This window comes from Microbacterium sp. NPDC076768 (genome assembly GCF_040687205.1).
Classification (GTDB): Bacteria; Actinomycetota; Actinomycetes; order Actinomycetales; family Microbacteriaceae; genus Microbacterium.
Genome location: NZ_JBFBMU010000002.1, coordinates 13,167 through 38,765 on the forward strand (window position 1 = coordinate 13,167; position 25,599 = coordinate 38,765).

The window sequence follows — 25,599 nt, forward strand, 5'->3', positions numbered from 1 at the left end:
CTCGCAAATCACCCCATCAGGAACGGAGAGCCCACATGAGCATCGATCTGACCCAGCGGCTGCACGAGCGCGTCGCCATCATTACCGGCGGTGCCAGCGGGATCGGGTTCGCCACAGCGAAGCGCTTCGCGGCAGAGGGGGCCTTTGTCGTGATTGCCGATGTTGACCCCGCCACAGGAGAGGCGGCGGCTGCGGAGGTCGGCGGGGCCTTCCGTCCGGTTGATGTTGCGGATGAAGCAAAGGTCAACGCGCTGTTTGACGGAGTCGCCGCGGACTTTGGACGCATTGACATCGCCTTCAACAACGCGGGAATTTCACCCGCTGACGACGATTCGATCGAGACGACCGAACTGCCGGCCTGGGACCGCGTGCAAGATGTGAACCTGAAGAGTGTCTATCTGTGCAGTCGGGCAGCGCTGCGGCACATGATTCCCGCAGGTCGAGGATCGATCATCAACACCGCTTCTTTTGTCGCCTTGCTGGGGTCGGCGACCTCGCAGATCAGCTACACGGCTTCGAAAGGTGGCGTACTGGCGATGTCGCGCGAACTCGGTGTGCAGTTCGCACGGCAGGGTGTGCGGGTAAACGCGCTGTGCCCTGGACCGGTGAATACGCCTCTGCTGCAGGAACTTTTTGCGAAAGATCCTGAACGCGCACAGCGGCGACTCGTGCACGTGCCGATGGGACGTTTTGCTGAGCCGGAAGAGCTTGCAGCAGCGGTAGCTTTCCTTGCCTCTGATGACTCATCGTTCATTACCGCGAGCGCATTCGTGGTCGACGGTGGCATCAGCAACGCCTACGTCACCCCGCTGTGAACACTCCTCACCTCGCTGTGACAGGGTGAGGATATGAGCAGCGAGCACTCCAGCGATGGCGACCTCGTCGAGGTGCGAAAGGCGGTCTACCGACCGCTCAGGCGCGGCAACGCTCTGGAAGACACGGTGGCACGGCTGGTGCAGACTATCCGGCTCGGGGTAGTCGCTCCTGGCGAGTCGTTGCCCCCGGAGCGGGAATTGGCTGCCTCGTTCGCCGTGAGTCGTGACACCGTGCGCGAAGCGATTCGTGAGCTCGCCGATGCGGGCTACCTCCTGCCGCGGCGAGGCCGTTACGGGGGCACATTCGTCGCTGATCCGCTTCCACATCCCTCCGCATCTGCCGCGGTGACACAGGAGGGGATCGACGACGTGCTGGGGTTGCGCAGTGTGCTGGAAACCGGCGCAGTGCGTGCCGCGGCAAGTCGATCCCTCGATGCCGCTACCCGTGCAGACCTGTGGGCGCGGCACGAGGCGGCGCTGCCCGCGGGGCCAGAGGAGTACAGGCGACTGGATACTCTGCTGCACCTGGCGATCGCAGAGGCCGCTGGCATCCCCTCCCTTGTCGCGCTCGTGGCAGAGAATCGGGCGGCTGTGAACGCGTGGTTGGATGCGATTCCGCTGATGCCGAGGAACATTCAGCACTCGGGAGCGCAACACGAGGCCATTGTGAGCGCCATTCTTGCGGGGCGACCAGACGCTGCTGAGGCGGCGATGCGCGATCACCTTGAAGGGTCAGCGACGCTGCTGCGCGGCTTTCTTATCTGATCGGTTACGCCTGCACTTCGGTCAGCCCACGATTGCCTCGTCGGCGACGGTCAGTGCTTCGTCGATCACGGCAAGCCCGCGCACCAGATCTTCTTCTTCGATCACCAGTGGTGGTGCGACGTGTACCCGATTGAAGTGAGTGAACGGCCAGACCCCGGCCTTTTTGGCGGCAGCGGCGAAGGCAGCCATAGGTGCCGCATCTGCGCCTGTCGCGTTGAACGGTACGAGGGGTTCGCGCGTCTCTTGGTCGCGCACCAACTCGATCGCCCAGAACAGTCCCAGGCCTCTGACATCTCCGACGCTCGGGTGCGTGTCGATCCAGGAGCGCAGAGTCGGCTCGATGACACGGTGGCCGAGATCGAAAACGCGCTCCAGGATGCTGTCGCGGCGAAAGACCTCGAACGTCGCCACACCCGCGGCACACGCGAGCGGGTGCCCTGAGTATGTCAGCCCTCCCGCAAACGGCATGGTGTCGAACACGCGCGCGATGCGATCAGAGATGACGACCCCTCCCAGCGGGACGTAGCCGGAGTTCACCCCCTTGGCAAAGGTGATCAGGTCAGGTTCGGCATCGAACGCGTCGATGCCGAACCACTTGCCGAGGCGTCCGAAGCCCACCATGACCTCATCGGCGATGTACACGATGCCGTAGCGGTCACACAGTTCTCGCACACCCTGCAGGTATCCCGGCGGCGGCACCAGCACACCGTTTGTGCCAACGACCGTCTCGATAATGATCGCCGCGATGGTTTGCGGGCCCTCGAGTTGGATCGTCTGTTCGAGATGCGCGAGTGCCCGTTCGCCCTCCTGCTCCAATCCCTCGGAGTGAAAGGGCGAACGGTAGAGGTAGGGCCCAAAAAAGCGCACCGTGCCTGTGTCGACCGTGTCGTTCGCCCAGCGGCGTGGATCGCCGGTGAGCGAGATCGCTGTCGCCGTCGAGCCGTGATAGCTGCGATACATCGACAGGACTTTGCGGCGACCTGTGAACTGCCGTGCCATGCGCACGGCGTACTCGTTTGCTTCGGCCCCTCCGTTCGTGAAGAAGACCTTCTCGAACCCCTCAGGGGCAACTTCGGCGATGAGGCGTGCGAGTTCGCCGCGCACATCGTTCGCGATCGACGGTTGAATTGTCGATAAGCGCCCCGCCTGCTGTTGAATCGCTGCGACCAGATCAGGGTGCTGGTGCCCCAGGTTCAGGTTTACGAGCTGGCTGGAGAAATCGAGGTACGCGTTTCCCTCGTAATCCCAGAACGTCGCACCCTCTCCCGCTGCGACAGGCATCGGGTCGATCGAGGCCTGCGCGCTCCAAGAATGAAACACGTGGTTGCGGTCATCCGCGCGCACCTGTGCCTCAGCTTGCGGGGCTGGCAGCTGCAGGGAAGCACCGTGTCGATCGGTGAAGTGTGTCATCAGCGGCGTTCCTCGTTAGTGGTTGCTCGGAAAGCCGAGGTCAATCTGGGACGGTGTGTGGTCGGGCCAACGGGTGGTGACGACCTTGGAGCGGGTGTAAAAGTGCACTGATTCAGGGCCATAGATGTGTGAGTCGCCGAACAGTGAATCTTTCCAGCCTCCGAAGGAGTATGCCCCGATCGGTACCGGAATCGGTACATTTACGCCCACCATCCCGACCTCGATATCGAATTCGTACTGTCGGGCGGTGCCACCGTCGCGGGTGAAGATTGCGGTGCCGTTGCCGTAGGCGTTGGCGTTCACGAGGGCAACAGCGTCAGCGTAGGCGTCCACGCGCACGACGGCTAGTACCGGACCGAAGATCTCGTCGTCATAGACCTTCATGCCGGGGCTGACTTGGTCGATCAAGCTGACGCCGAGGAAGAATCCCTCGGAATCGAACTGTTTTTGCGTGCCATCGACAACAACTCGTGCTCCTTCTGCTGCCGCGCCTGTGACATAGGAGGCGACCTTGTCGCGGTGCTCTCGGGTGATGAGTGGTCCCATCTCGCTCGCCGGATCTGTGCCTGGCCCGATTGTGAGTCCGCCGATGCGGTCGGCTATTCCCGCGACGAGGTCGTCTGCCACATCGCCCACAGCGACCAAGACGGAGACCGCCATGCAGCGCTCGCCCGCGGAGCCGTATGCTGCCGAGACGGCGGCGTCTGCTGCGGCGTCGATGTCGGCATCTGGCATCACGACCATGTGGTTTTTGGCGCCACCGAGGGCTTGCACGCGCTTGCCCGCCGTGGAGGCACGCTGATAGATCGACCGGGCGATAGGGGTGGAGCCGACGAAACTGATGGCATTCACGCGGGGTGAGTCAATCAGGGCGTCGACTGCTTCTTTATCTCCGTTGACCACATTCAGCACGCCATCGGGGAGGCCTGCTTCTTGGAAGAGCTTGGCGAGCCAGACGGAAGCGGAAGGGTCTTTCTCGCTGGGCTTGAGAACCACGGTGTTGCCGCATGCGATTGCTGAGGCCACCATCCACAGCGGAACCATGACAGGAAAATTGAATGGTGTGATGGCCGCGACGACTCCGACCGGCTGTTTGACGGAGTGCACGTCGACCCCTCGGGAAACCTGCTCGCTGCGTTCGCCTTTGAGGAGGTGGACGAGGCCGGCGGCGAACTCGATGTTCTCGACGCCGCGCGAGACTTCGCCAGCCGCGTCAGCGAGCACTTTGCCGTGCTCGGAGGTGACGATGGCTGCAAGGTCCGGCGCGCGCTCCTTGAGCAGCTGACGCAGCCGGAAGAACACATCGGCGCGCTTGATCAGGCTCGTCTCCCGCCAGGAAGCAAAAGCGGCGGAGGCGGCGGTGATGGCGGCATCGACCTCGGCGGTGGATGCCAAAGCGACGTGCGAGGACACCTGACCGGTTGCCGGATCGAACACCTGGCCTGTGCGAGTTGCTTCGGCTGTTTCTGAGCCGTTGATGAGGTGAGGGATGACGTTCACGGTGTTCCTCCGAGCGCTGAGTCGTGCAGTGTCGAACACTCTGACCGAGGTTCGCTACGCTGATGCTTCTCAAGGTTCACAGAGTTAAGGAGGGATTCACGGTGTCAGTTCGTCGGGACTTCGGGTCTAATCAGACAGATCGTCCGGGTGGTGCCGCTGATGCATTACTCACGGTGGCGGATGTGCTGGCGATGACGCAGCTACAGGTCGGCGACCCTACCGTGGTGGTCGGCGGTGAGGCGCTGAACGTGGGGGTGCGCTGGGCGCACATCTCTGACAGTGCGGACGTGGCGCGGCTGCTCGATGGCGGTGAGCTGTTGCTGACGACGGGGGCTGGGTGGCCGGAAGAACCCGCTGACCTGCGACACCTGGCCCGCAGCCTCTGCGACGCCGGTGTGGCGGGGATAGTGGTCGAGTTGGGCAGCCATCACGCGGACGTTCCCGATCCCGTTGTCGAAGTCTGTCGCTCGGCCGGAATCGCTCTGATCTCACTGGCGAGCGAGGTGAAGTTCGTCGCGGTGACCGAGGCAGTGCACCGGGCATTGATCGCCGCTCAGACGGGTGCGCTTCGCGAGCGCCAGCATTTGCACGAGGTGTTCACGGAGTTGAGTCTGCGTGGTGCTCCTGCCGACGTTGTTGTTGCGGAAACCGCACGGTCCCTTGGTGCGCCAGTGCTGTTGGAGAACCTGGCGCGCGAAGTCATTGCCGTCGAGGGACTACGAATATCTACCGCGGACGTACTGGCCTCCTGGCAGGAAAACGGTGCACAAGAGCGCGTTCCCGTGCAGGCTCGCGGTATGAAGTGGGGAACGCTCGTTGCACTCGCAGGGCCGCCGCATCCAGCCGGAAGAGCCACTGTTCTTCAGCAAGGGGCCACAGCGCTCGCCTTCGGGTGCCTCGCCGATGGCGGAGATCAGGCCTGGACCCTGCTAGCGCAACAGGGCTTGATCGACGATCTTCTCGGCGCGAGATTCACGCGGACAGAAGACATGGCTGCCCGGTTGGAGGCCAGTGGTCTGCCGCTTTCTGGTCGTCGGTGTTATGCCATGGTGCTGCACGGTGCAGGGGCGACGGAGGGGCTTGCCGATCGCGCACTGCGCGAGCGCGTGAAGCTCGTGACGCGCAGGATCGGTGACGCAGATGTCGCTCTCGTGTCGACACCGGAAGGAGTCCACCTCTCCGACGAAGTCGTTACCCGCATCGCCGGCGCAGGACGCACGGCCTTTCTCGGACCGGCCGCCTTCGGGGTTCTCGAACTGCTTGCCTCCGTGCGTGCCGCCCTTGATCTCGCGGAAGGCGACCGCGGCGGAGGCGCTCATCGTGTGCACAGGGCCGAAGACCGCCCGCTCGACCTCTTGGTCGCATCTCTGCGCGACGATCGGCGCGTGCAGGCACACAGTGAGCGCATGCTCGCACCCCTGCTCCAGTACGACCGGGAGCGCCGCGGCGACCTGCTGGAAGTGCTCTCTGCGCTCGTGGCTCACCCCGGAAACCGATCGGCTGCGGCAGTAGCCAGCCACCTCTCTCGCTCGGTGTTCTACCAGCGCATCACGTTGATTTCAGACCTTCTGGGAGCTGATCTGGAGGACGGAGAGACTCTCTCAGCCCTCCATCTCGCCCTGCTGACCCACCGCCGGTCTTATCGCGTTCCCCAGTTGTAAAGCTGCTTCTGCAGTTTCGCGTAGATGAATGTCTCCGTAGAGAGCACCCCGTCGATCGGGCGGATGAGGTCATTGACGAGCGCAAGGAGGTCGTCGTCGTCTTCGCAAACAACCTCGGCGAGGACATCGAAAGAGCCGACAGTGATAACCACGTAGTCGACGTCATCGATCGCGGCGATCGCTTCGGCAACGCGTCGAGCATCACCGGAAACCCGCACACCGATCATCGCCTGCCGATGAAAGCCCAACTGCATCGGATCTGTCACGGCGACAATCTGCATCACCCCTGACTCGGTAAGCCGCTGCACTCGCTGGCGCACAGCTGCTTCGCTCATTCCGACAGCGCGGCCAATATCCGAATACGATCGACGGCCGTCTTCTTGGAGCAATTCGATGATCGTCTTGGAGACCGCATCGAGGGAAGGGATCTTCTTCGCCGGACTCATGGTGCGATCTTCGCACTCTACGAATCAGTCGGCAACTGATTTCGTGGACGAGAGCATAATATGCGGGGGATTCGGCGAGTTTCGCTACCCTTCCAGCGGTCCGAGCCACGCGCTCGCCGCGGTGGCGTGGGCGGACTCAGGGTCTGAGGGGTGAAACGCTCCAGCCAGCACGTCGCGGTAGAGCCGGGAGAGCTCGTTCGCGGCAAAATACGACCCTCCGCCGGCGACGAGCATCGCCTGATCGACGACGAGCTTGGCCATGGTGATCGCCCTGTGTTTCACTCCGGAAAGTGCAGGGAACCATTGGCCGCCTCGATCGACACGGTTGTCGACGTCGTCGGCCAGCGTGGAAATCTGCGGGGGGAGGGCGTCGTACGCGATCGCCATCTCTGCGATCCGCCAGCGGATATCGGGGTCTTGCGCGTACGAGCGTCCGGTCTTCTTCGAACGCCGTGCCTGTGCGGCCTCGACCGCCAGCTCCACGGCGCGGCGAGCGATGCCGGTGTACACCGAGGCGAGGAGGATTTCGAAGACGGAGAAGATCCCGAAGACGATGGGGTCAGGGCTCGGTCCAGGGTCGATGCGGCGAACGACGTGTGCGGGGTCTGCGACGGCACCGTTCAGTCGTGTCGTACGGCTTTGCGTTGCCCGCATACCCAGGGTGTCCCAGTCGTCTGAGGTGGTGACAGCGGCAGTGCGCTCCACAAAAGCGAACACGAGTTTCGGGGCATCTGGGCTCGTGGTGTCGAGACCGTGGAGTCCCAGCCGTGTCCACACGGGGGCGAGTGAGGTGAAGATTTTGGTGCCCGTAAACGTGTAGCCACCGCGATCGTCTGGCGTTGCGGTGGTGTCGCTCCCGAAGAGCACGAGGTCGTTGCCACCCTCGCTGATCCCGAAAGCGAACACTTCGCCGGCGACAGCGCCGTCCTGCACGAACTCGAGGCCAGAGACCCCTCGGTCGGAGAACACCTTGGCAACGCCGGTCCAGACAAGGTGCATGTTGATCGCGAGCGCGGTTGCAGGTGCAGCGCCGGCCAGACGCTGCTGCAGCGCCGCAGCTTCTGCGAGACCCAGACCTGCTCCGCCGCGGGACTTCGGCACCAAGATCGACAGATAGCCCGCCGCCTTCAACTCGTCGAGATCGTGTTGAGGGAACGTGTTCTCCCTGTCATGAATCGGAGCGCGCTCGCGGATGCGCTGGAGGAGGTCGTCTGGAAGGAAATCTGCCGGATCGAAGTCGCTCATGCCAGTGCCTCCACAAGGTGCCGGATGGATTCGTCTGGTCGGTCGCGGTGCAAGGAATGCCCTGCGCTCGCGACGACAGACATGGTGATGAGGGGATTAGAGGCAAGAACTTCGGCCGCCACGTCGCCGGTAAAGAGGCTGTAAACCTCGGGATCAGCGCCAATCACGTGCGTGGGGACAGCGAGGCGGGTGGCCTCGGGGCGCACATCCCACGGCTGGTTCTGGACGCTGGTCTGCTCGATGGCCCACGCGCTCGCGCGCCGCACGGCGTCTACCTTGAGCTCGTGATCTTGCGGGTGCCAGTGCGGATGCTCCTGCTCGACGGTTTCTACCCTCGCGTCGGCGAATGCGCGCTCTTGGCTGTTGCGGATGATCGCCGCATCGCGGCCGTCGACGTAGATCGCCGGATCGATGAGCACGAGACGACGCGTCCACTCCGGCGCATTTGCCGCTGCGACCGTGGCGGCAGCGGCTCCCAAGGAGTGCCCGATGACCGCATCCCACGCTCCACCGTCTTCGGGGAGCGATGCTGCGAGGTCAGCACTATAGGCACCCACGGAGTAGTCCAGAGCGCGCGGGGCGTCGCCGTGCCCGCGAAGATCAACAGCGGTGGCATGCCATCCCTCCGCCGCGAGCGCATCTCCCAGGCGCCACATGAGGGCGGCAGACGAGCCGAGCCCGTGCACGAGGAGGGCACGTCGAGACGCCGTGGGGTAACCCCAAGAAATGCGGGGCAGGGTGAGGGGCGCAGGCATGCCACCAGCCTACGACTGTGGAAACTGTCCAGCCGAGTATCAGTCCAGCGGAGGCAGATCGGCGGCTATTGTCAGCACGCGTTCCGCCGCGGCGTGACCGGCAGACAGGCGTGCAGCAAGATCTGCGCCATCGAGGGTGGCGGCAAGGAACCCGGAGGCGAAAGCGTCGCCAGCGCCGACAGGTTCGACGACATCGACGACGGGCGCTGGCACGAAGACAGGCTCGGCGTCGCCTTCGAACGCCGTAGCGCCGACATCGCCGTCTTTGACCACCAGCAGTGCGCAGTGGGGGAGGAAGGCGCGGATTTCGGCTGGCGTCACTGTGCCCCAGATGCGTTCTGCCTCATCGCGTCCCACAAAGGTGATGTCGGCGGCATCGGCAAGGCGGGCCAGTGTCGCAGAAGCCTCTTCCCGGCTCCACAGCGGACGGCGGTCGTTCACGTCGAATGACACGAGGGCGTTTGCCGCGCGGGCGGCAGTGAAAAGCTCATCGACCATCTCGCTGCATGAAGCGGAGAGCGCAGGGGTGATCCCGGTGGTGTGCACGATGCGCACGCCCTGGAGTCGGTCCGCCGTCAAGAAGCCTGCGGCCATCCGGGCGGCAGCCGAGCCCTTTCGGTAGTAGTAGACGGCGGAGGATTCAACGCCGGGGTCTTTGAACATCACTCCAGTGGGGGCGTCGTCGTCGCGCTCCACCCATAGATCCATGCCGCGGCGTCCCAGATCGGAAAGGATGCGATCTCCCAGCGGGTCGTTCCCGAGTCGAGAGGCCCAGGCGACTCGGTGACCGGCCGCGACCACGCCGGCGGCCACATTTGCTTCGGCACCAGCCAGGCCGATCGTTGCGTGGGTTGCCTGGTTGAGTCCGGCATCTGTCGGCGTGATCAGTGCCATGTTCTCGCCAACGCAGACGATCTCGGGGACAGAGGTCAAGGTGTCAGGGGAGCTCATGAAGGTGTGACCGCCAGGGGTTCAGTGTCGGGATGGGGGCTTGCGTCGCGGTGACGCAGATCAGGAAACGAGCGAACAAAAACGATGGAGACGAACAACCCAGCCGCGGCGAAGATCGTGGCAGCCAGGTAGGCACCGCGCCAGTCGCCGACATCGACAAGGAAGCCAGCGACTGCCGACCCGGCGGCAGCTCCGATCAGCTGACCGGTGCTCGCCCAGCCGAATGCCTCGGCAGTCTCGCTGAACTTCACGCTAGCCGAAGTGATGGCAAAAAGAACGGCGAGAGCGGGGGCGATCCCGATACCGGCGAGGATGAGGGCGCCGCCAAGCCAGTACACGTTGAGCATGACCATCGTGAGTCCGAGGCCCACCGTCAGGATCAACAGGCGTCGCGCCATCGCCCAGGGGCCGATCGGGATGTGGCCGAAAGTGAGTCCGCCAGCCAGGCTTCCCACCGCGAACACCGCGAGCACAAGGCCCGCAGTGATGCTGCCGTGTTCGAAGGTGGCGACAACGCCGACTTCAACGGCGGCACACGCGCCGATCAAGAGAAAGCCGATCACGGTGGCCAGCATCACCGGAGGTTTGAGGACAACTTTTCCCAGGGCGCTGCGACTTCTCGGGATGCGCACGCGTCCGACTTCGGGGGAGAGGACGAACCATGCCCCGCCAGCGACGAGGATGATCGCTACCAGGATGAGGCCCTCGGTCGTGCCGACCTGTGTGGACACGAGGGTGATGACGACAGGGGCGAGGATCCAGATGATTTCTTGCAGGGAGGCGTCAAGAGAGAAGAGCGGCGTGAGCTGGGAGGAGTTCACCAGCTTGGGGTAGATCGTACGGACGGCAGGCTGGATAGGAGGAGTAGAGAGTCCGGCAACCATGCCGAGAGCCATATATCCAGGGGGCGACAGCGGAAGAAGACCCAAGGTCAACACCGACATCACGCAGACGGTGAGCGTCAGCGTGATCACCTTCCGCATGCCCCATACGCCCATCCAACGACTGGTGACAGGGCCGGCGACGGCTTGGCCCACGCTGGTCGCGGCGAGAACGAGTCCGGCAGACCCGTATGAGCCCGTCTGCTGTTCGACGTGAAGCAGGATCGCCAGCGACAGCATCCCGTTGGGAAAACGTGCGGTCAACTGAGCAGCGATCATGCGCGCCACTCCAGGCGTGCGAAGAAGATCTTGATATCCCGCCACGAGATAAAGCTACCGGCAGACGGCCCGCACGCGACACGCCGAACCTCCAATTCCACAGGGGGTGGAATGTCGGAAGCCCGTCGTAGCGTCCCTCCTGTGGATGGATCGCTCACAGCGGCTTGCCAGCCGCGATTTCATGCGGATGAGATGGCGCTGTGAAGAGGTGTTGCCTGTGGAGGAAACGGTGGAGAACCTGTGTTGAACCGGTGGACAACGGTGGATAACTACACGGATGTAACTACTACCCCTTGTGGTCGCCCTCAATGTCGGTCCCCATATGTAGTATTGAAGTCCCGGCGGAGGTTGCCGGAAATTGCCCGCTGAAAACGGGCCAGAGATTTGAGGGGTAACAAAAAAGATGTCGATCACGGTCTACACCAAGCCTTCCTGCGTTCAGTGCAACGCGACCTACCGTGCACTGGATGCCAAGGGCATTGAGTACGAGATCCACGACCTGTCAGAAGACCCGACGGCGCTGGAGCAGGTCAAGGCGCTCGGCTACATGCAGGCTCCTGTTGTGGTGACCGATGAGGGCCACTGGTCGGGCTTCCGCCCGGACAAGATCGACGAGCTCGCATCTCGACTGGCCTAGTTCGACTGGCCCAGTTCGACAGGCTCACTAACCCGTAGTTCGACTGGCCTAGTTCGACAGGCCTAGTTCGACAGGCTCACTAACCCGAGGAGATGACTATGAGCGCCGTTGCTACCGCTGCGCCGCTTCTGGTCTACTTCTCGAGTGTGTCGGGCAACACGGCACGGTTTATCGAAAAGCTCGGGTTCCCCGCCCGAAGGATTCCCCTCCAACGGCACGAAGAAGACCTCATCATTGATGAGCCTTTCGTGCTGGTCACTCCTACCTATGGTGGGGGTGAGGGACGCGGCGTGGAGAAGGGCGCCGTTCCCAAACAAGTGATCCGGTTTCTCAACGACGAGCGCAACCGGCGTCACATTCGCGGAGTGATTTCTGCGGGGAACACCAACTTCGGCGATTCTTTTTGCCGCGCCGGCGACATCATTAGCCGCAAGTGCCACGTGCCGCACTTGTACAGGCTCGAAATTTTTGGCACACCAGACGATGTGGATCGCGTGAGCGACGGATTGGAACGACAGTGGAAGCTCCAGTGACAGAGGCAGTGGCATTCAAAGCGAATCCTGCCTACGAGGGTCTCGACTATCACTCGCTTAACGCGATGCTGAACCTGTACGACGCGGACGGCAAGATCCAGTTCGATGCAGACAAGCGTGCGGCGCGGGAGTACTTCCTGCAGCACGTGAACCAGAACACGGTGTTCTTCCACTCGCTTCAGGAGCGTCTGGACTACCTCGTAGAGAAGGAGTACTACGAGAGCGCCGTTATCGAGCAGTACTCGATGGAGTTCATCCAGAAGCTCAACGATCTGGCTTACGGCATGAAGTTCCGTTTCGAGACGTTCCTCGGAGCTTTCAAGTACTACACGAGCTACACGCTCAAGACTTTCGATGGCAAGCGTTACCTGGAGCGTTTCGAAGACCGCGTCGTAATGACGGCTCTCGGTCTGGCAGGCGGCGATGAGAAGCTTGCCGTTGCGCTGGTGGAAGAGATCATCTCTGGCCGTTTCCAGCCCGCGACCCCGACTTTCTTGAACTCGGGCAAGGCACAGCGTGGCGAGCTCGTCAGCTGCTTCCTGCTGCGCATCGAAGACAACATGGAGTCGATCGCTCGCGGCATCAACTCCGCGCTGCAGCTCTCCAAGCGCGGCGGCGGCGTGGCGCTGTTGCTCTCGAACATTCGTGAGTCTGGCGCCCCGATCAAGCAGATCGAGAACCAATCGTCCGGCATCATTCCCGTGATGAAGCTTCTCGAAGACAGCTTCAGCTACGCCAACCAGCTCGGTGCTCGTCAGGGTGCTGGCGCGGTGTACCTCAACGCGCACCACCCGGACATCATGCGCTTCCTTGACACGAAGCGTGAGAACGCCGACGAGAAGATTCGCATCAAGACGCTGTCGCTCGGTGTCGTTGTGCCAGACATCACGTTCGAGCTCGCGAAGAACGATGAAGACATGTACCTGTTCTCGCCGTACGACGTAGAAAAGGTTTACGGAGTGCCGTTCGGCGACATCTCTGTCACCGAGAAGTACCGCGAGATGGTCGACAACCCTCGCATCAAGAAGACCAAGATCAACGCGCGCGAGTTCTTCCAGACCGTCGCAGAGATTCAGTTCGAGTCCGGCTACCCGTACGTCATGTTCGAAGACACGGTGAACAAGGCCAACCCGATCAAGGGTCGCATCAACATGTCGAACCTCTGCAGCGAAATCCTGCAGGTGAACACGCCAACGACCTACAACGCCGACCTGTCATACGACAACATCGGTAAGGACATCTCGTGCAACCTCGGTTCGATGAACATCGCGCTGTCGATGGACGCCGATGACCTCGGCCAGACGGTGGAGACGGCGATTCGTGCTCTGACCGCGGTGAGCGACCAGAGCCACATCGGTTCTGTGCGCTCGATTGAAGACGGAAACGACCGCTCTCATGCGATCGGCCTCGGCCAGATGAACTTGCACGGCTACCTTGCGCGCGAGCACGTCTACTACGGCTCCGAAGAGGGCATCGACTTCACGAACATCTACTTCTACACGGTGCTGTTCCACGCACTGCGGGCATCGAACAACCTCGCCATTGAGCGCGGCACGACGTTTGATGGGTTCGAGGACTCGACCTACGCGTCTGGAACGTTCTTCGACAAGTACATCGAGCGAGCCTGGGTTCCTGAGACCGAGAAGGTCAAGGAGATGTTCGCAGGCAAGCACATCCCGACGCAGGATGACTGGGCGGAGCTGAAGGCGTCGATCCAGAAGCACGGCATCTACAACCAGAACCTGCAGGCCGTTCCGCCGACCGGTTCCATCTCGTACATCAACAACTCCACGTCGTCGATTCACCCGATCGCGTCGAAGGTCGAGATCCGCAAGGAAGGCAAGCTCGGCCGTGTGTACTACCCGGCGGCGTTCATGACGAACGACAACCTGGAGTACTACCAGGACGCGTATGAGATCGGCTACGAGAAGGTCATCGACACGTATGCCGCTGCGACGCAGCACGTCGACCAGGGGCTGTCGCTGACGCTGTTCTTCAAAGACACCGCCACCACGCGCGACATCAACAAGGCGCAGATCTACGCATGGCGCAAGGGCATCAAGACGATCTACTACATCCGTCTGCGTCAGCTGGCGCTTGAGGGCACCGACATGGCCGAGTGCGTCTCGTGCATGCTCTGACGCGCTCCTGAAGCAAATTCGACAGTCTCAGTGACCCAGGACTTAGGAACGATACAGATATGACCCCCGAACCCCTCAAGCTGGTCGACCATGTGCAGGCGATCAACTGGAACCGCATTCAGGATGACAAAGACGTAGAGGTCTGGAACCGTCTCGTCAACAACTTCTGGTTGCCGGAGAAGATTCCGCTGTCTAACGACATTCAGTCGTGGAACACGCTGACCCCCGATGAGCAGCTGCTCACCATGCGGGTGTTCACCGGGCTTACGCTGCTTGACACCGTGCAGGCGACGGTGGGAGCTGTTTCGCTGATTCCGGATGCGATCACCCCGCACGAGGAAGCCGTTTACACGAACATCGCGTTCATGGAGTCGGTGCACGCGAAGAGCTACTCCTCGATCTTCTCGACGCTCGCGTCGACAAAAGAGATCGACGAGGCGTTCCGGTGGTCTGTCGAGAACCCGAACCTTCAGAAGAAGGCTCAGATCGTCATGGACTTCTACCGCGGCGATAACCCGCTGAAGCGCAAGGTCGCCTCCACTCTGCTGGAGAGCTTCCTGTTCTACTCGGGGTTCTACCTGCCGATGCACTGGTCTAGCCGGGCGAAGCTGACAAACACGGCCGACCTGATCCGTCTCATCATTCGTGACGAGGCCGTGCACGGGTATTACATCGGCTACAAGTTCCAGAAGGGGCTGGAGAAGGTCACCCAGGCGGAGCGTGATGAGCTGAAGGACTACACGTTCACGTTGCTGTACGAGCTGTACGACAACGAGGTGCAGTACACGCAGGACCTCTATGACGGAGTCGGTCTGACCGAAGACGTGAAGAAATTCCTCCACTACAACGCCAACAAGGCTCTGATGAACCTGGGCTACGAGGCGATGTTCCCCTCGAGCGTCACTGACGTGAACCCGGCGATTCTGTCTGCCCTGTCTCCGAACGCGGACGAGAACCACGACTTCTTCTCCGGGTCTGGCTCGTCGTACGTCATCGGCAAGGCCGAGGCGACGGAAGACGACGACTGGGACTTCTAAACCCCAGCGATAAGCCCCCAGCGGTAAAACCCGCGCTGTATACCGAAAGCCCTCGTCCGCACCTCCTCCGGGAGGGTGCCGACGAGGGCTTTCGCGCTATCTCACCCCATCGTGTTGACGATGAGTCCGATGTGCGTATAGAAGTTCAGTGCTCCAAAAAGCAAGAACACGACTCCGGTGATGCTCCACACAACGCCGAGCACCTTGGCGACGGCGTTCAGCGGGGTGGCGCTAGAGAATGACCGGAGCGCGAACGGGAACAACACCGCTCCGACACCGACGAGAGCGAACAAGCCGGACATGAAGAGAGCTTCGATCCACGGCCATTCGGCGAATGCACCGGAGATCGGCTCCTGTGCAGGTGCCGCGAACAGCTGGAAGATGACGCCGGCTGCGGCGATGCCGAACAGTGCCAGGCCGAGACCGAACACGAAAATACCGAGCGGCTTGGCTGTTGCTGCTGCTTCCTCGGCACGGTCTTCAGCGGTAGCGAGTACGCTTCCGCGCTTCCAGAGGTAGAACGCGGTGGCGAGCAGCAACACACCGAACGCGAGGCTGGTCTCACCGAAGATGATGTTGTCGAACGGGAAGTACTTCGCGAACGGCCATGTGAGGGTCATGTGCCCACCGGTCAGCGTCAGGATAAACCCGAGCACCCCTGCGCTCAGCGCCCAGCCTTCGGGTCTGAAGGTCTTGTCGCCGTGTAGGGAACGGCCAAGTCCAATCAGAAGCAGGAGCCCCGCGCCCGCAGCGATCGACATGATGGTGTTGTAGGTCGCCATCTGCGTCCAGTCAATAACGAGCCCACCTTCTTCGCCCGTGATGAAATCCACCGTTATTCCTCCATTCCTCGCGCAAATTACGCACTATTTCCTCCAGTCTCCCAGCGATCAACGGGTGAGGGCGATTCGAAGAGGGGCGCGACGGACGCTAGGCGCGTCGAGGATTCGCTCGTGCTTGCTTCCACCCACGAGATGCCACGGTGAAGTCGTGGCTGAGCCCACCACCAAGGAGCATTCCGATTGCGATGGCAGTGAGGGATCCGAAGGTGCGCAAGATCGTATCCGTCGCGCCGGAGGTTCCAGACGCCGCTTCGCTGAGGCCGATGAACCCCATTGCTCCAGGCACGAGCAACCAATACGCACAGGTGAGCATGACAGCGGTCGCTGGCGCAGATTTCAGGTGGCCGGCGAGCATTACGGCGGGGATAACGATCATCGCGCCGATGAGGCCAGACATCTCCGGCCCCACCAGCGCATCCCCGAGCAGCTGTGCAGCGTATGCGACCAGCAGGGCGTACAGAATCCATACGAGCGAGCGTCGTGGCGCTGCGGAGAACAGGTAGTAGCCCAAGCTCACCAGTGCGATACCCACCCATGGCGCCCAGGCGCCCAGCTGTGTGGGCGCGGTTGTCGGCGCTGGCGGCTCACCAGCAATGGAGATGCCAGCGTAGACGCCGAAGGCCAGGAGCCCGAGTCGCGCGATGCCGTAGACGAGCCGGCTGGCGCCAGCCATCATCTGCCCGGAGGTGAGTTCGACCGCGGCGATCGTGAGGGTGAGCCCAGGAAGAAACGAGACGAGCGCCGGGGCGACGAGTCTGAGCACATCGTCGTGCACGAGCGGACGCACCAGAAGCGATATCAGGAGGGTGACGGAGAAGGCGGTCACTACCGGCAATATCAGCGACAGTGTGGCAACGCGACTTCCAAACAGCACGATCGGACCCACGATCGCACCCAGTACGACGTACACGGGGAGCGCGGTGACGGTGGGATTGAGCACCATGCCGAAGCCGACAGTCAGGAGGGTGTAACCGAAAACGGTGAGCAGCGCCCCGAACCGGGCGTGGCTCGCACGAATCTCCGTAAGCCGCGCCACGACATCGTCCGGAGGCGTCGACTCTTCAATGGCATGGCGCACCAGACGCTCGACCGCGTCTACCTGATCGAGACGTAGCGCTTCTCCTTTGACCGGAAACAGCGACGTCTGGGACGTCGTGTTTCCGGGATCCTCGATCAGCACAAGCGTCGGGAGAACGAACACGCGCAGGTCGCCTCGACCGTAGTGCTCGGCGAGCAAGTTCAGGGTGTCCTCGACATCGTTGGTCGCTTGCGATGACGACAAGAGCGCTGCCCCGAGCTGTCCGAGCATCGCGGGGATCCCGACCTCCGGCACAGGGCGGGGAGCAGTCGACGAACGAGGTCGAAGCGCCTGGAAGGCGCCGAGGGTGCGACTGAACACGCCAGGTTTCGGGTCTTCGGTGTTGTCAGGCAACGGGGTCACCTTCCCTGTGCCGCACCATCGGGGAGAAGGTGATACCTGATGGCGGCGGCGATCGCTTCTTCTCTGTTGGAGCAGTGGAGCTTGCGGTAAAGCGACTTCAGCTGCGACTTGATCGTGTTGGGGGAGACGAAAAGAGCGGCGGCGATCTCAGCGGTGGTCTTGTGCTGGGGGAGAGCTTTGAGCACTCTGAGCTCGCTTGGCGTGAGGGCAGGAGGGCGCAGATGGTTCACAGATCCAAGGCCAGCCGTTGCTGCATCGAATGCGGCCGCTTCGAAAGACGGCAACTGTTGCTGCACCTTGCGGATGAGCTGCGTCGGCATAGAGGAGAGCAGGCGCCGCATGCTCGGCCGCTCTGCAATCCTCGCTACCTGCAGTGCGGTTTCCTCGCTGAGGGTGTCGGTGAGCAAATACTCCAACCACGCAGAAAGCAGTCCGCTCTCTGCGCGAGGACCAGGCCCCAACGAACGGTCGCGCGCAAGCTCTCGAAGACCCCGCGTGGCATCGTCGAGTTGCGCGTCAAGGAGGTCAAGTCGAATGATCGCCAGCTGCGTGAGGTATCCGGAACGTGTCGCCGACGCCACGACTCGCCGTGCGGCAGACCTATCGCCGGCCGACCACATCGCCTCGATTGATGTGGCGTTGATCACGTCGGAGGCAAAAGCGCCATGCTGGTCGAGATGCGCGTCGCGCGCTAGCTGCACGGCCTCGAGTGCTTCGTCGGTGTGATGGGCCGCAAGCAGGCGTCGTGTGCGTGCCAGCAACGCGAACGGCCAGGTCAATTCGAAGCTGTCATAAGTTTCGAGCTGACCTAAGAGCTGGTCGCTGTCTGATGCCATCCGCTCGATGCTGACGAGCGCTCGTGATGTGCGCTCCGTCGCGTTCGTCGAGACGCGATGGGCTGCAGACGGTGCCGGAAGCGCATCAATCGTCCGCAGCGCGCGCTCGGCGTCGTCGACCGACCCGCGAACCGCATGCGCAAGTGCCATCCGCCCCAAGATCATCCGCTCGGCGTCTGGTTGACGGGAGATTACTCCGAGGTCATACGCCGTGCCGAACTCCCGCAGTGCGGCGGATGAGTCGCCGGCGGCCAGGAACGTTGATCCGATCTGGTGGTGGTAGAACCAGAGCGGTCCATCAACGCGATCGCGAGCCTCACCGTGCTCGCTCATAATGCGTTCTTGGAGACGCCGTGCATAAATCATTGCTGCAGCGACATCTCCGCTCAAACGAAATGCGATCATCTGCACCATCGTCAAAATGTCTAATTCGTCCGAAGACATGTTGCGTGCATCGTCCGGATAGATCAGCGGCTTAAACGGCGCGGCGGTGCGCGCTAAAACCGGAGTCATCCGGTGCAGAATTCGCAAAACCGGATATCTGTGAAGTACCGGCACCGGGAGGGATTCGACGGCGGTGGTCAGCTCATCAAAGTGATTGTTGTAAAGAGGCCAGATATTGCCCATGGCCGCACGGGCAACCATTTCGGGGTCGCCAGTGGCGCGGGAATCTCGCAGAGCTTGAGCGGCACTGATGGCATCTGTCAGGTTCATTTTCTAGGGGGAATCATCTCTTCCGCGGACGAAACCAGGGAAAGAGTGATCCAATCACAACGCCGGCAGCCAGGACGGCGAGAAACCATCCCCAGGCGGGCGTGGTGAACTCCAGAAAAAGAAAGCGGAGTGTCGCCGGACCGACATTCGAAAACACGAATGCGAGGGCAGCGATGGTGATGATAATCGCCACGACAGCTCGTGCGTTGTTCGACTTGGATTGTGGCTCGACTGGTCCACCGGCAGGGTTCTTCGTACTAGACATCGATCTCCTCATACATCCCGCACCGAGGCGAGGGTCCTGTTAAGGACATTACCCACTCTCGCGGTGGGAGACGAGAGGGTGATGACCGGGTGAAACAGAGATTATGCGCAAGATTATGCCCCGAGTGATGCAGGGGGGGAAATCTACCGCGAGGCCCAACGCGGAGGAGGGGAATCAGCATAGTCTCGCGGCCATGACCCCAAGAACACATTCCCCGCAAAGAATCATCATCCGCAACGTTCGTGTGTTCGACGGCGTCAACAACAAGACGCAAGACAACGTTGATGTTCTGGTCGAGGGCCCCCACGTCGTCGCCGTCTCCTCTTCTCCCGTCGCCGGAGATGCCTCGGAAGGGGTCATCGAGATTGACGGCAAGGGCCGCTTCTTGATGCCAGGCCTGAGCGACGCGCACGTGCACCTCATGGGCAACGCAAACAGCATGACGGAGTTCCTGCAGGGACCGACCGGCGCTCTCTACGGCAACACCATCGCCGAGGCGAAGCGGATGCTGCTGCGTGGGTTCACCAGCGTGCGCGACATGGGCGGTGACACAGCGCCGGTGAAGTCGCTGATCGACCGCGGCGTGTTCGAGGGCCCCCGCATCTTCCCCAGCCAGGCGATGATCTCGCAGACTTCAGGACACGCAGACTTCTCGTTTGTCTACGACGTTCCGGAAGAGTTCGGCGGCAAGCCGAGCCGCACCGAAGACATCCACTTCACCCGCGTCGCTGACGGTGTGCCTCGTGTGCTTGCTGCGGTCAGAGAACAGCTCAAGATGGGTGCGAGCCAGATCAAGCTCACACTCGGCGGCGGCGCCGCCTCGATGTATGACCCGCTCAGCACGCTGCAGTACCGTCCGTCCGAGATCAGAGCTGCCGTGCAGGCGGCGGCCGACTACGGCACCTACGTGGCGACGCACGTCTACACGCCAGCGGGCATCGCCCGTGCGCTCAAGGCCGGCGTCACGTCGATTGAGCACGGCCACCTCGCTGACGAAGCGACCATCCAGCTCATCGGTGAGTCGGGTGCATGGCTATCGATGCAGCCGTTCGCCGAAGACGACCACCACTACCCCGACCCTGTGCGCGCCGCCAAGAACACTGAGATCTGCCACGGCACCGAAGAGGTGTACGGCTGGGCCCAGCAGTACGGCGTGAAGACGGCGTGGGGTACCGACCTGTTGCTTGAGCCGCAGTCCGCCGCTCGCCAGAGCGTGATGGCTGCTCGCCTCAGCGATTTCTACAGCAACGTTGACGCCCTGAAAATGCTCACCTCAGGCAACGCCTCCCTGTTTGAGCTTGCGGGGGAGCGCAACACCTACCGCGGCGCCAAGCTTGGCGTTATCGCCGAGGGTGCATGGGCCGATCTCATCTTGGTGAACGGAGATCCGCTCGAGGATCTCTCGCTCATCGCTGACCCTGACTCGAACTTCGCGCTCATCGTCAAGGGTGGCCAGGTCATCAAGAACGAGGCTTAGGAGGCGTCTGCCGCACGACCCGTCCCCCACACACGCAAAGACCCTTTCCGATCTCTTCGTAGGAGCGAAAAAGTGACCACCAACACCAGCAAAGCCCGCCAGTCGAACAACCTAGACGCGACTCTCAGCCTGAACCCTGTCTTCGTCCGTCCTGGCGAGGCCACAGAGTTCGACAAATTCTCCTTGCCTGCAGGGCCCAGCCTCCCGGAGACGGCGTACCAGATCGTCCACGACGAGGCCATCCTCGATGGAAACTCGCGCCTCAACCTGGCGACGTTCGTCGGCACCTGGATGGACGACGAGGCGAAGAAGCTTTACCTCGAAGCTGCCGACAAGAACATGATCGACAAGGACGAGTATCCAGCGACCGCGGCCATTGAGGACCGCTGCTGGAGGATGCTCGCAGATCTGTGGAACGTGCCGGACAAGAACGACACGATCGGCACTTCCACCATCGGCTCGTCTGAGGCCTGCATGCTCGGCGGTCTTGCCATGAAGCGTCTGTGGCAGGAAAAGCGCAAGGCAGAAGGAAAGTCGACAGACAAGCCGAACCTGATTATGTCGGCGGCAGTTCAGGTCGTCTGGGAGAAGTTCTGCAACTACTGGGACGTCGAGCCGCGCTATGTACCGGTCTCGCGCGATCACATCATCCTCGATGGCTACAACCTTGAGGACTACGTCGACGAGAACACCATCGGTGTGGTGTCGATCCTCGGTCAGACGTTCACCGGTCTCTATGACGACACGATCGCGATCTCGAAGAAGCTCGATGAGATTCAGGAGAAGACCGGTCTCGACGTCAAGATCCACATCGACGGCGCCTCCGGGGCCATGGTGGCACCGTTCTGCCAGCCTGACCTGGTGTGGGACTTCCAGCTGGATCGCGTCAACTCGATCTCGACTTCTGGTCACAAGTACGGCCTCGTGTACCCCGGTGTGGGCTGGGTCGTCTGGCGCAACACCGCCGTTCTTCCCGAGAGCATGATCTTCCACGTCAGCTACCTCGGTGGAGACATGCCGACGCTGGCGCTGAACTTCTCCCGCCCAGGCGCGCAGGTTCTGTTGCAGTACTACCAGTTCCTTCGTCTCGGCTTCGAGGGCTACCGCGCTGTGCAGCAGAACTCGATCGACGTTGCCACCTACCTCTCGAGCGAGATCGCGAAGATCGGCCCGTTCGAGCTGGTGAGCAAGGGAGACACGATTCCGGTGTTCGCTTGGGTCCTCAAAGATGGACACACAGACACTTGGACTCTCTACGATCTCGCTGACCGCCTGCGTATGAAGGGCTGGCTTGTCCCGGCCTACCCGATGGCTGACGACATGTCTGATGTCATCCTGCAGCGCATCGTGGTCAAGGTGGGGCTCAGCCGCGACCTCGCGTCGTCGCTGCTGGCTGACATCAAGGGCGAGGTGGCGTTCCTAGAGTCGCTGACCGTGCCGCTGCCTGACAGCCCCGGCAGCGGATCGCACTTCCACCACTGAGTTGACGTCATCGGGGAGGGCACCTGCGGGTGCCCTCCCCGAGCGTCCCAGAACCCTAAACCGAAGGAGATGTGAGCGAGCATGAGCGGCGCCGCAGCGACCAGCATCGATCCACCTCGCAGAATGTTCGTCCCCAGCGTCACCAAGCAGTGCTGGGGGTTCATGATCGGCTCAAGCTTCTTCGCTGTCGGGTCAGCCCCTGGTCTCGGAGACCTGCTGGGCTCGAACGGAGCGAACCTTCTGTTCTTCATCGGCGCGTGGTTTTTTACCGCTGCCGGTTTGATTCAGCTCTTCCTCAGCGGCGCGATCTCTGTTCCGGTTTCGTACGCGCCAGGGCGGATGGTGCGCGCTGAATGGCTCACGGCGGCGACCCAGTCGTTCGGGACGATCATGTTCAACATCAGCACAACGAGTGCGCTCTACGCCAAGTCCGTCACGGCAGAAGAAGAGTTCGTCTGGAACCCAGACGCTGGCGGATCGGTCGCCTTCCTCATCAGTGGTGTGGTGGCTTTCATCGCCTACGCCCATGTTGCGAGCCTGTGGGATCTTGGACGTCGCGCGTGGTGGTCTGTCTTCATCAACTTCGTCGGATGTGTGGCCTTCGGCGCATCGGCCATCGGTGCCTACATCTTGCCGAGCGGTGACGCGATGAACGGCTCCCTCGCCAACAACGGCACGTTCATCGGTGCGCTCTGCTTCCTCTTTGCTTCGCTTATCGTGTTGCCATTCTGGGACCGCTCGCGTCGCCAGAACGTTCAACAGTGAACCTGGTCCGGGGGCGACGCGCACGCCGCTCGCTGGACGATGAATCGCTCGCGCTTTTAGTCGGCACCTTCTTCTTCGCCGTATGCGCGATTGTGGCCCTTTTCGTGTTCTGGGATCGCCAGGTTCCGATCAGTGGTCGACAATCGCTCGGAGACTTTGCCGCCGTGGCTGGTGCAACGGCAGCCACGGCGAGCTTCGCTCTGTCCCGGCTTCGGCCGCGATCAGGGCGCGATGGCGAAGCGCCAGAGGCGAAGGTCGCGAAGTACTGGTGGATCGACCTTGTCGCGCTCGCGGCCGCCTATGGAACGATCGCCTTGATTGGGTGGATCGGCGTCGCGATGATCCTCAACCACAGCTTTATCGGAGCAACGTTGTACGCAACACCCGCCGTGATTCTGGCGGCGACCGCTGCGGCTCTCAGCTCCTACCTTGCCTACGTGAGCGGTGCGGGGCTCTCGCCTCGACATCTCGCCCTGGTGCTCGCGGTTTTCCTCGTGGTCGGGATGCTCACGGCGATGTTGAGTTCGGCGGATCCGCACTGGTGGCAATTGAACCTTTCTGCCCTCGGCAGGACGCACGACATCTCGGCGCTGACGTTCAACCTGACGCTCATTGTGTCTGGAGTCATCGTCACCACGATTGCACGCTTTGGGACAGCCTCCGTGCCCGCCCAGACGTCGTCGGAGCAACGAAGGCGAGCAGTTGTGCGCGCCCTCTTCGTGCTGCTCGGAGTCTTTCTCGCCTGTGTCGGAATCTTTCCGGTTGATCAGTTCTTCCTCATCCACAACACCGTCGCCACGGGAATGTGCGTCGTGTTCGCGGTGCTGGTGATCGGTCTGCCTTGGCTCATTCCCTCTATGCCGCGAACATTCCTCGTGTTGGGCTACGTCTACGTGGGCGTAATCGTTGTATTGGCGGTGCTTTTTATGGTGGGCGTCTATAACCTCACTGCTGTCGAGCTGGTGTCAGCGCTACTGATCTTCAGCTGGATCATCCTGTTTCTGCGCAATGTGCAGAGCCCGCAGACAGCAGTTCACGCATGATCGCGCTGCTTGCTGACCTGCTGATCTTGGGCGTTGCCATCGCCATCAGCCCCCTGTCGATCGTCGCCGTCATCCTGATGGCCACCTCCGGCAAGGGGCGCACAAACGGTACAGCCTTCCTTATCGGCTGCTATACGTGGGGAGTCGTGTTCGTGGGGGCCTTGGTCCTTCTCGGGCGGTCATCAGGTGCCGATGATCCGGACTCGGGACCGCACATCACAATCGACATCATCGAGGTCGTTCTTGGGGTGGTGATGCTGTTTCTCGCTGTGCGGCAGTGGCGGAGCCGATCATCGGACGAGCCCCCGAAGTGGATGGCACGCCTTGACGGGCTGAGCATGGTGAAGGCGTTCGCGGTCGGCATTGTGCTGGCAGGCCCTGCTTCCCCCAAAGATCTGCCGTTGTTGGTCGCTGCGAGCGGACGGATTTCGCAGGCCGTACTTCCCGTCGGCGAGGTGGTGGCTGTGATCTTGATCTTCGGAGTGCTTGGTGTGACCGCGATTGCCGTGCCCTGGTTGGTGAGCGTGGTCTCGCCCCAAAATGTCGAGGTGCGACTCTCTGGCATGCGCGCGTGGCTTGTCACCAACCACGCGGTGATTATGACTGTGCTGTTCGTCATCCTCGGCTTCAAACTCATCGGCTCGGGCATCGCCGACCTCACGGGCTAATGATGTTCGGTGAACTCCACGTAGAAAGCGAAAAGTGACGATGGAACTGGAATCTGCACCTCTTATCGGAATCTCGCTGGCACTGGGATCGGCGGTCGCGCTGGCTGCCGCAAACATGTTGCAGGCGAAGGGGGTGCGCAACCTGCAAACCCAGACGGCTCCAGGTGGCACGAGGTCAAAGGCCGCGCAGCTCATGCGCAGCAAAGTGTGGCTGTTGGGAGCAGCGCTGCTCGGGGTGACAGTGCTTTTGCAGATGGCAAGTTTGACCTTTGCGCCGTTGATGGTCGTGCAACCGATCGGCGTTGCAGCCCTTGTGTTTACGGCGGTGATCACAGCGCTGATCACCAAACAAAAGCCGTCGTGGGCTGTCGTGCGTGCCATCAGCCTCTGCGTGCTGGGTGTCGCTGGCTTTGTGACGGTGGCGGCGCTGGTGAGTAAGCAACACGCGGTAACGGATGTGCAGTTGATAGCCGTGCTCATCGTGCTCACCGTCCTCCTTATCGCTACGGCTGTGATCTGGGTGTCTGGGCGTCGCAGGCGAACACCGCCGATGTTCTGGGTGCTGCTGGGAGGCATCTATTCCGCCTTCGTCGCCACGCTGGGTAAGACAGTGATTCTGCGCGTGCAATCCGCGATTCGAGAGGGCGGCTTCCGCCTCGACACCGCGGATCTGCTGACGATTGCCTGCGTCATCGGAATTGGCGTTGCTGGAGCGCTCTCGGTGTATTTCGTGCAGCGTGCCCACGATGGGAATCGTCCTGAAATTGTCGTCGCCGGGCTCACGGTGGTCGATCCAACGGTCGCCGTCATCTTGGGCATCGTCATTTTGGGGGAGGCCAGCGGAGCCGAGCCGTGGGCCTTCGTCGCCCTCGTTGCGGCAGGCGCGGTGGCGATGAGTGGTGTCTTTGCGCTTGCGAGGGAAGAGAACGGAGCGAAGTAACGAGGCTGACGCAACGCGGGTGAGGGTGAGGGTGAGGGTGAGGATCTGGGTGATGCGATAGCCTGGCCCC

Annotated in this window: 24 protein-coding genes; 13 read left to right on the top strand and 11 right to left on the bottom strand. The window is 61.9% G+C overall.

The features are described from left to right. The first annotated feature begins 35 nt into the window (after nt 1-35). Both AB0O87_RS06540 and AB0O87_RS06545 read left to right on the top strand, forming a co-directional pair. Nucleotides 36-815, top strand: coding sequence for a 3-oxoacyl-ACP reductase (locus AB0O87_RS06540; RefSeq protein WP_363513025.1), 780 nt, complete (start codon nt 36-38; stop codon nt 813-815). Between the two features lie 33 nt (nt 816-848). Beyond that, nucleotides 849-1,580: an FCD domain-containing protein gene (locus AB0O87_RS06545; RefSeq protein ID WP_363513028.1), complete on the top strand. Its 732-nt coding sequence runs from the start codon at nt 849-851 to the stop codon at nt 1,578-1,580. Between the two features lie 21 nt (nt 1,581-1,601). Here AB0O87_RS06545 and AB0O87_RS06550 read toward each other — a convergent pair whose 3' ends face one another. Together AB0O87_RS06550 and AB0O87_RS06555 are read right to left on the bottom strand one after the other, a co-directional pair. Continuing rightward, complete coding sequence (locus AB0O87_RS06550; RefSeq protein ID WP_363513031.1) at nt 1,602-2,990, bottom strand: aspartate aminotransferase family protein; 1,389 nt, start codon at nt 2,988-2,990, stop codon at nt 1,602-1,604. 15 nt (nt 2,991-3,005) lie between these two features. Next, complete coding sequence (locus AB0O87_RS06555) at nt 3,006-4,490, bottom strand: CoA-acylating methylmalonate-semialdehyde dehydrogenase (RefSeq protein WP_363513034.1); 1,485 nt, start codon at nt 4,488-4,490, stop codon at nt 3,006-3,008. Nucleotides 4,491-4,591: 101 nt separating this feature from the next. Here AB0O87_RS06555 and AB0O87_RS06560 point away from each other — a divergent pair, with 101 nt between their 5' ends. After that, nucleotides 4,592-6,151: a PucR family transcriptional regulator gene (locus tag AB0O87_RS06560; RefSeq protein ID WP_363513037.1), complete on the top strand. Its 1,560-nt coding sequence runs from the start codon at nt 4,592-4,594 to the stop codon at nt 6,149-6,151. Here AB0O87_RS06560 and AB0O87_RS06565 read toward each other — a convergent pair. The 5 genes from AB0O87_RS06565 to AB0O87_RS06585 all read right to left on the bottom strand — a co-directional run bounded on the left by AB0O87_RS06565 (nt 6,130) and on the right by AB0O87_RS06585 (nt 10,753). Further along, complete coding sequence (locus AB0O87_RS06565; protein WP_363513040.1) at nt 6,130-6,597, bottom strand: Lrp/AsnC family transcriptional regulator; 468 nt, start codon at nt 6,595-6,597, stop codon at nt 6,130-6,132. The genes AB0O87_RS06560 and AB0O87_RS06565 overlap by 22 nt on opposite strands. Before the next feature lie 84 nt (nt 6,598-6,681). Further along, on the bottom strand, nt 6,682-7,842 hold the full coding sequence (locus AB0O87_RS06570) for an acyl-CoA dehydrogenase family protein (protein ID WP_363513043.1): 1,161 nt from the start codon (nt 7,840-7,842) through the stop codon (nt 6,682-6,684). Further along, entirely contained in the window at nt 7,839-8,597 is a 759-nt protein-coding gene (locus AB0O87_RS06575) for an alpha/beta hydrolase (RefSeq protein ID WP_363513046.1), read from the bottom strand. Before AB0O87_RS06575 ends, AB0O87_RS06570 begins: the two co-directional genes overlap by 4 nt. Nucleotides 8,598-8,636: 39 nt before the next feature. Next, nucleotides 8,637-9,548 (bottom strand): sugar kinase, encoded by a 912-nt coding sequence (locus AB0O87_RS06580; protein WP_363513049.1) that lies wholly within the window; start codon nt 9,546-9,548, stop codon nt 8,637-8,639. After that, nucleotides 9,545-10,753, bottom strand: a complete 1,209-nt coding sequence (locus AB0O87_RS06585) for an MFS transporter (RefSeq protein WP_363513052.1) — start codon at nt 10,751-10,753, stop codon at nt 9,545-9,547. The genes AB0O87_RS06580 and AB0O87_RS06585 overlap by 4 nt, the downstream gene beginning before the upstream one ends. A 358-nt stretch (nt 10,754-11,111) precedes the next feature. Here AB0O87_RS06585 and nrdH point away from each other — a divergent pair, with 358 nt between their 5' ends. The 4 genes from nrdH to nrdF all read left to right on the top strand — a co-directional run bounded on the left by nrdH (nt 11,112) and on the right by nrdF (nt 15,056). Further along, complete coding sequence (nrdH, locus tag AB0O87_RS06590; RefSeq protein WP_363513055.1) at nt 11,112-11,345, top strand: glutaredoxin-like protein NrdH; 234 nt, start codon at nt 11,112-11,114, stop codon at nt 11,343-11,345. A gap of 98 nt (nt 11,346-11,443) precedes the next feature. Beyond that, the gene (gene nrdI, locus AB0O87_RS06595; protein ID WP_363513058.1) at nt 11,444-11,878 is read left to right on the top strand and encodes a class Ib ribonucleoside-diphosphate reductase assembly flavoprotein NrdI; all 435 of its coding nucleotides are present in this window, start codon (nt 11,444-11,446) and stop codon (nt 11,876-11,878) included. Continuing rightward, a complete protein-coding gene (gene nrdE / locus AB0O87_RS06600; protein WP_363513061.1) occupies nt 11,875-14,019 on the top strand; it encodes a class 1b ribonucleoside-diphosphate reductase subunit alpha in 2,145 nt (714 codons plus the stop codon). The genes nrdI and nrdE overlap by 4 nt, the downstream gene beginning before the upstream one ends. A 59-nt stretch (nt 14,020-14,078) precedes the next feature. Further along, the gene (gene nrdF / locus AB0O87_RS06605; protein WP_363513064.1) at nt 14,079-15,056 is read left to right on the top strand and encodes a class 1b ribonucleoside-diphosphate reductase subunit beta; all 978 of its coding nucleotides are present in this window, start codon (nt 14,079-14,081) and stop codon (nt 15,054-15,056) included. A gap of 101 nt (nt 15,057-15,157) precedes the next feature. On the opposite strand, the gene AB0O87_RS06610 is transcribed toward nrdF, so the two are convergent. The 4 genes from AB0O87_RS06610 to AB0O87_RS06625 all read right to left on the bottom strand — a co-directional run bounded on the left by AB0O87_RS06610 (nt 15,158) and on the right by AB0O87_RS06625 (nt 19,154). Next, nucleotides 15,158-15,889 carry a DUF981 family protein gene (locus tag AB0O87_RS06610; protein WP_363513067.1) on the bottom strand — a complete coding sequence of 244 codons (732 nt, stop codon included), beginning with the start codon at nt 15,887-15,889 and terminating at the stop codon, nt 15,158-15,160. Nucleotides 15,890-15,986: 97 nt separating this feature from the next. Next, complete coding sequence (locus AB0O87_RS06615; protein WP_363513070.1) at nt 15,987-17,330, bottom strand: threonine/serine exporter family protein; 1,344 nt, start codon at nt 17,328-17,330, stop codon at nt 15,987-15,989. Nucleotides 17,331-17,335: 5 nt separating this feature from the next. Next, complete coding sequence (locus AB0O87_RS06620; RefSeq protein WP_363513073.1) at nt 17,336-18,889, bottom strand: LuxR C-terminal-related transcriptional regulator; 1,554 nt, start codon at nt 18,887-18,889, stop codon at nt 17,336-17,338. Nucleotides 18,890-18,902: 13 nt separating this feature from the next. Beyond that, complete coding sequence (locus AB0O87_RS06625) at nt 18,903-19,154, bottom strand: LapA family protein (RefSeq protein ID WP_363513075.1); 252 nt, start codon at nt 19,152-19,154, stop codon at nt 18,903-18,905. A 193-nt stretch (nt 19,155-19,347) separates the two neighbouring features. On the opposite strand from AB0O87_RS06625, the gene AB0O87_RS06630 reads away from it, so the two are divergent. The 6 genes from AB0O87_RS06630 (at nt 19,348) to AB0O87_RS06655 (ending at nt 25,529) form a co-directional block, all read left to right on the top strand. Next, nucleotides 19,348-20,631 carry an amidohydrolase family protein gene (locus AB0O87_RS06630; RefSeq protein ID WP_363513078.1) on the top strand — a complete coding sequence of 428 codons (1,284 nt, stop codon included), beginning with the start codon at nt 19,348-19,350 and terminating at the stop codon, nt 20,629-20,631. A gap of 72 nt (nt 20,632-20,703) precedes the next feature. Continuing rightward, nucleotides 20,704-22,113 carry a glutamate decarboxylase gene (locus AB0O87_RS06635; protein ID WP_363513081.1) on the top strand — a complete coding sequence of 470 codons (1,410 nt, stop codon included), beginning with the start codon at nt 20,704-20,706 and terminating at the stop codon, nt 22,111-22,113. Nucleotides 22,114-22,194: 81 nt separating this feature from the next. Continuing rightward, a complete protein-coding gene (locus AB0O87_RS06640) occupies nt 22,195-22,878 on the top strand; it encodes a hypothetical protein (protein WP_363513084.1) in 684 nt (227 codons plus the stop codon). Next, a complete protein-coding gene (locus AB0O87_RS06645; protein WP_363513087.1) occupies nt 22,875-23,921 on the top strand; it encodes a DUF998 domain-containing protein in 1,047 nt (348 codons plus the stop codon). Before AB0O87_RS06640 ends, AB0O87_RS06645 begins: the two co-directional genes overlap by 4 nt. Beyond that, nucleotides 23,918-24,589, top strand: a complete 672-nt coding sequence (locus AB0O87_RS06650; protein ID WP_363513090.1) for a GAP family protein — start codon at nt 23,918-23,920, stop codon at nt 24,587-24,589. Before AB0O87_RS06645 ends, AB0O87_RS06650 begins: the two co-directional genes overlap by 4 nt. 40 nt (nt 24,590-24,629) lie before the next feature. Continuing rightward, nucleotides 24,630-25,529, top strand: a complete 900-nt coding sequence (locus tag AB0O87_RS06655) for a DMT family transporter (RefSeq protein WP_363516114.1) — start codon at nt 24,630-24,632, stop codon at nt 25,527-25,529. Nucleotides 25,530-25,599: the final 70 nt, after the last annotated feature.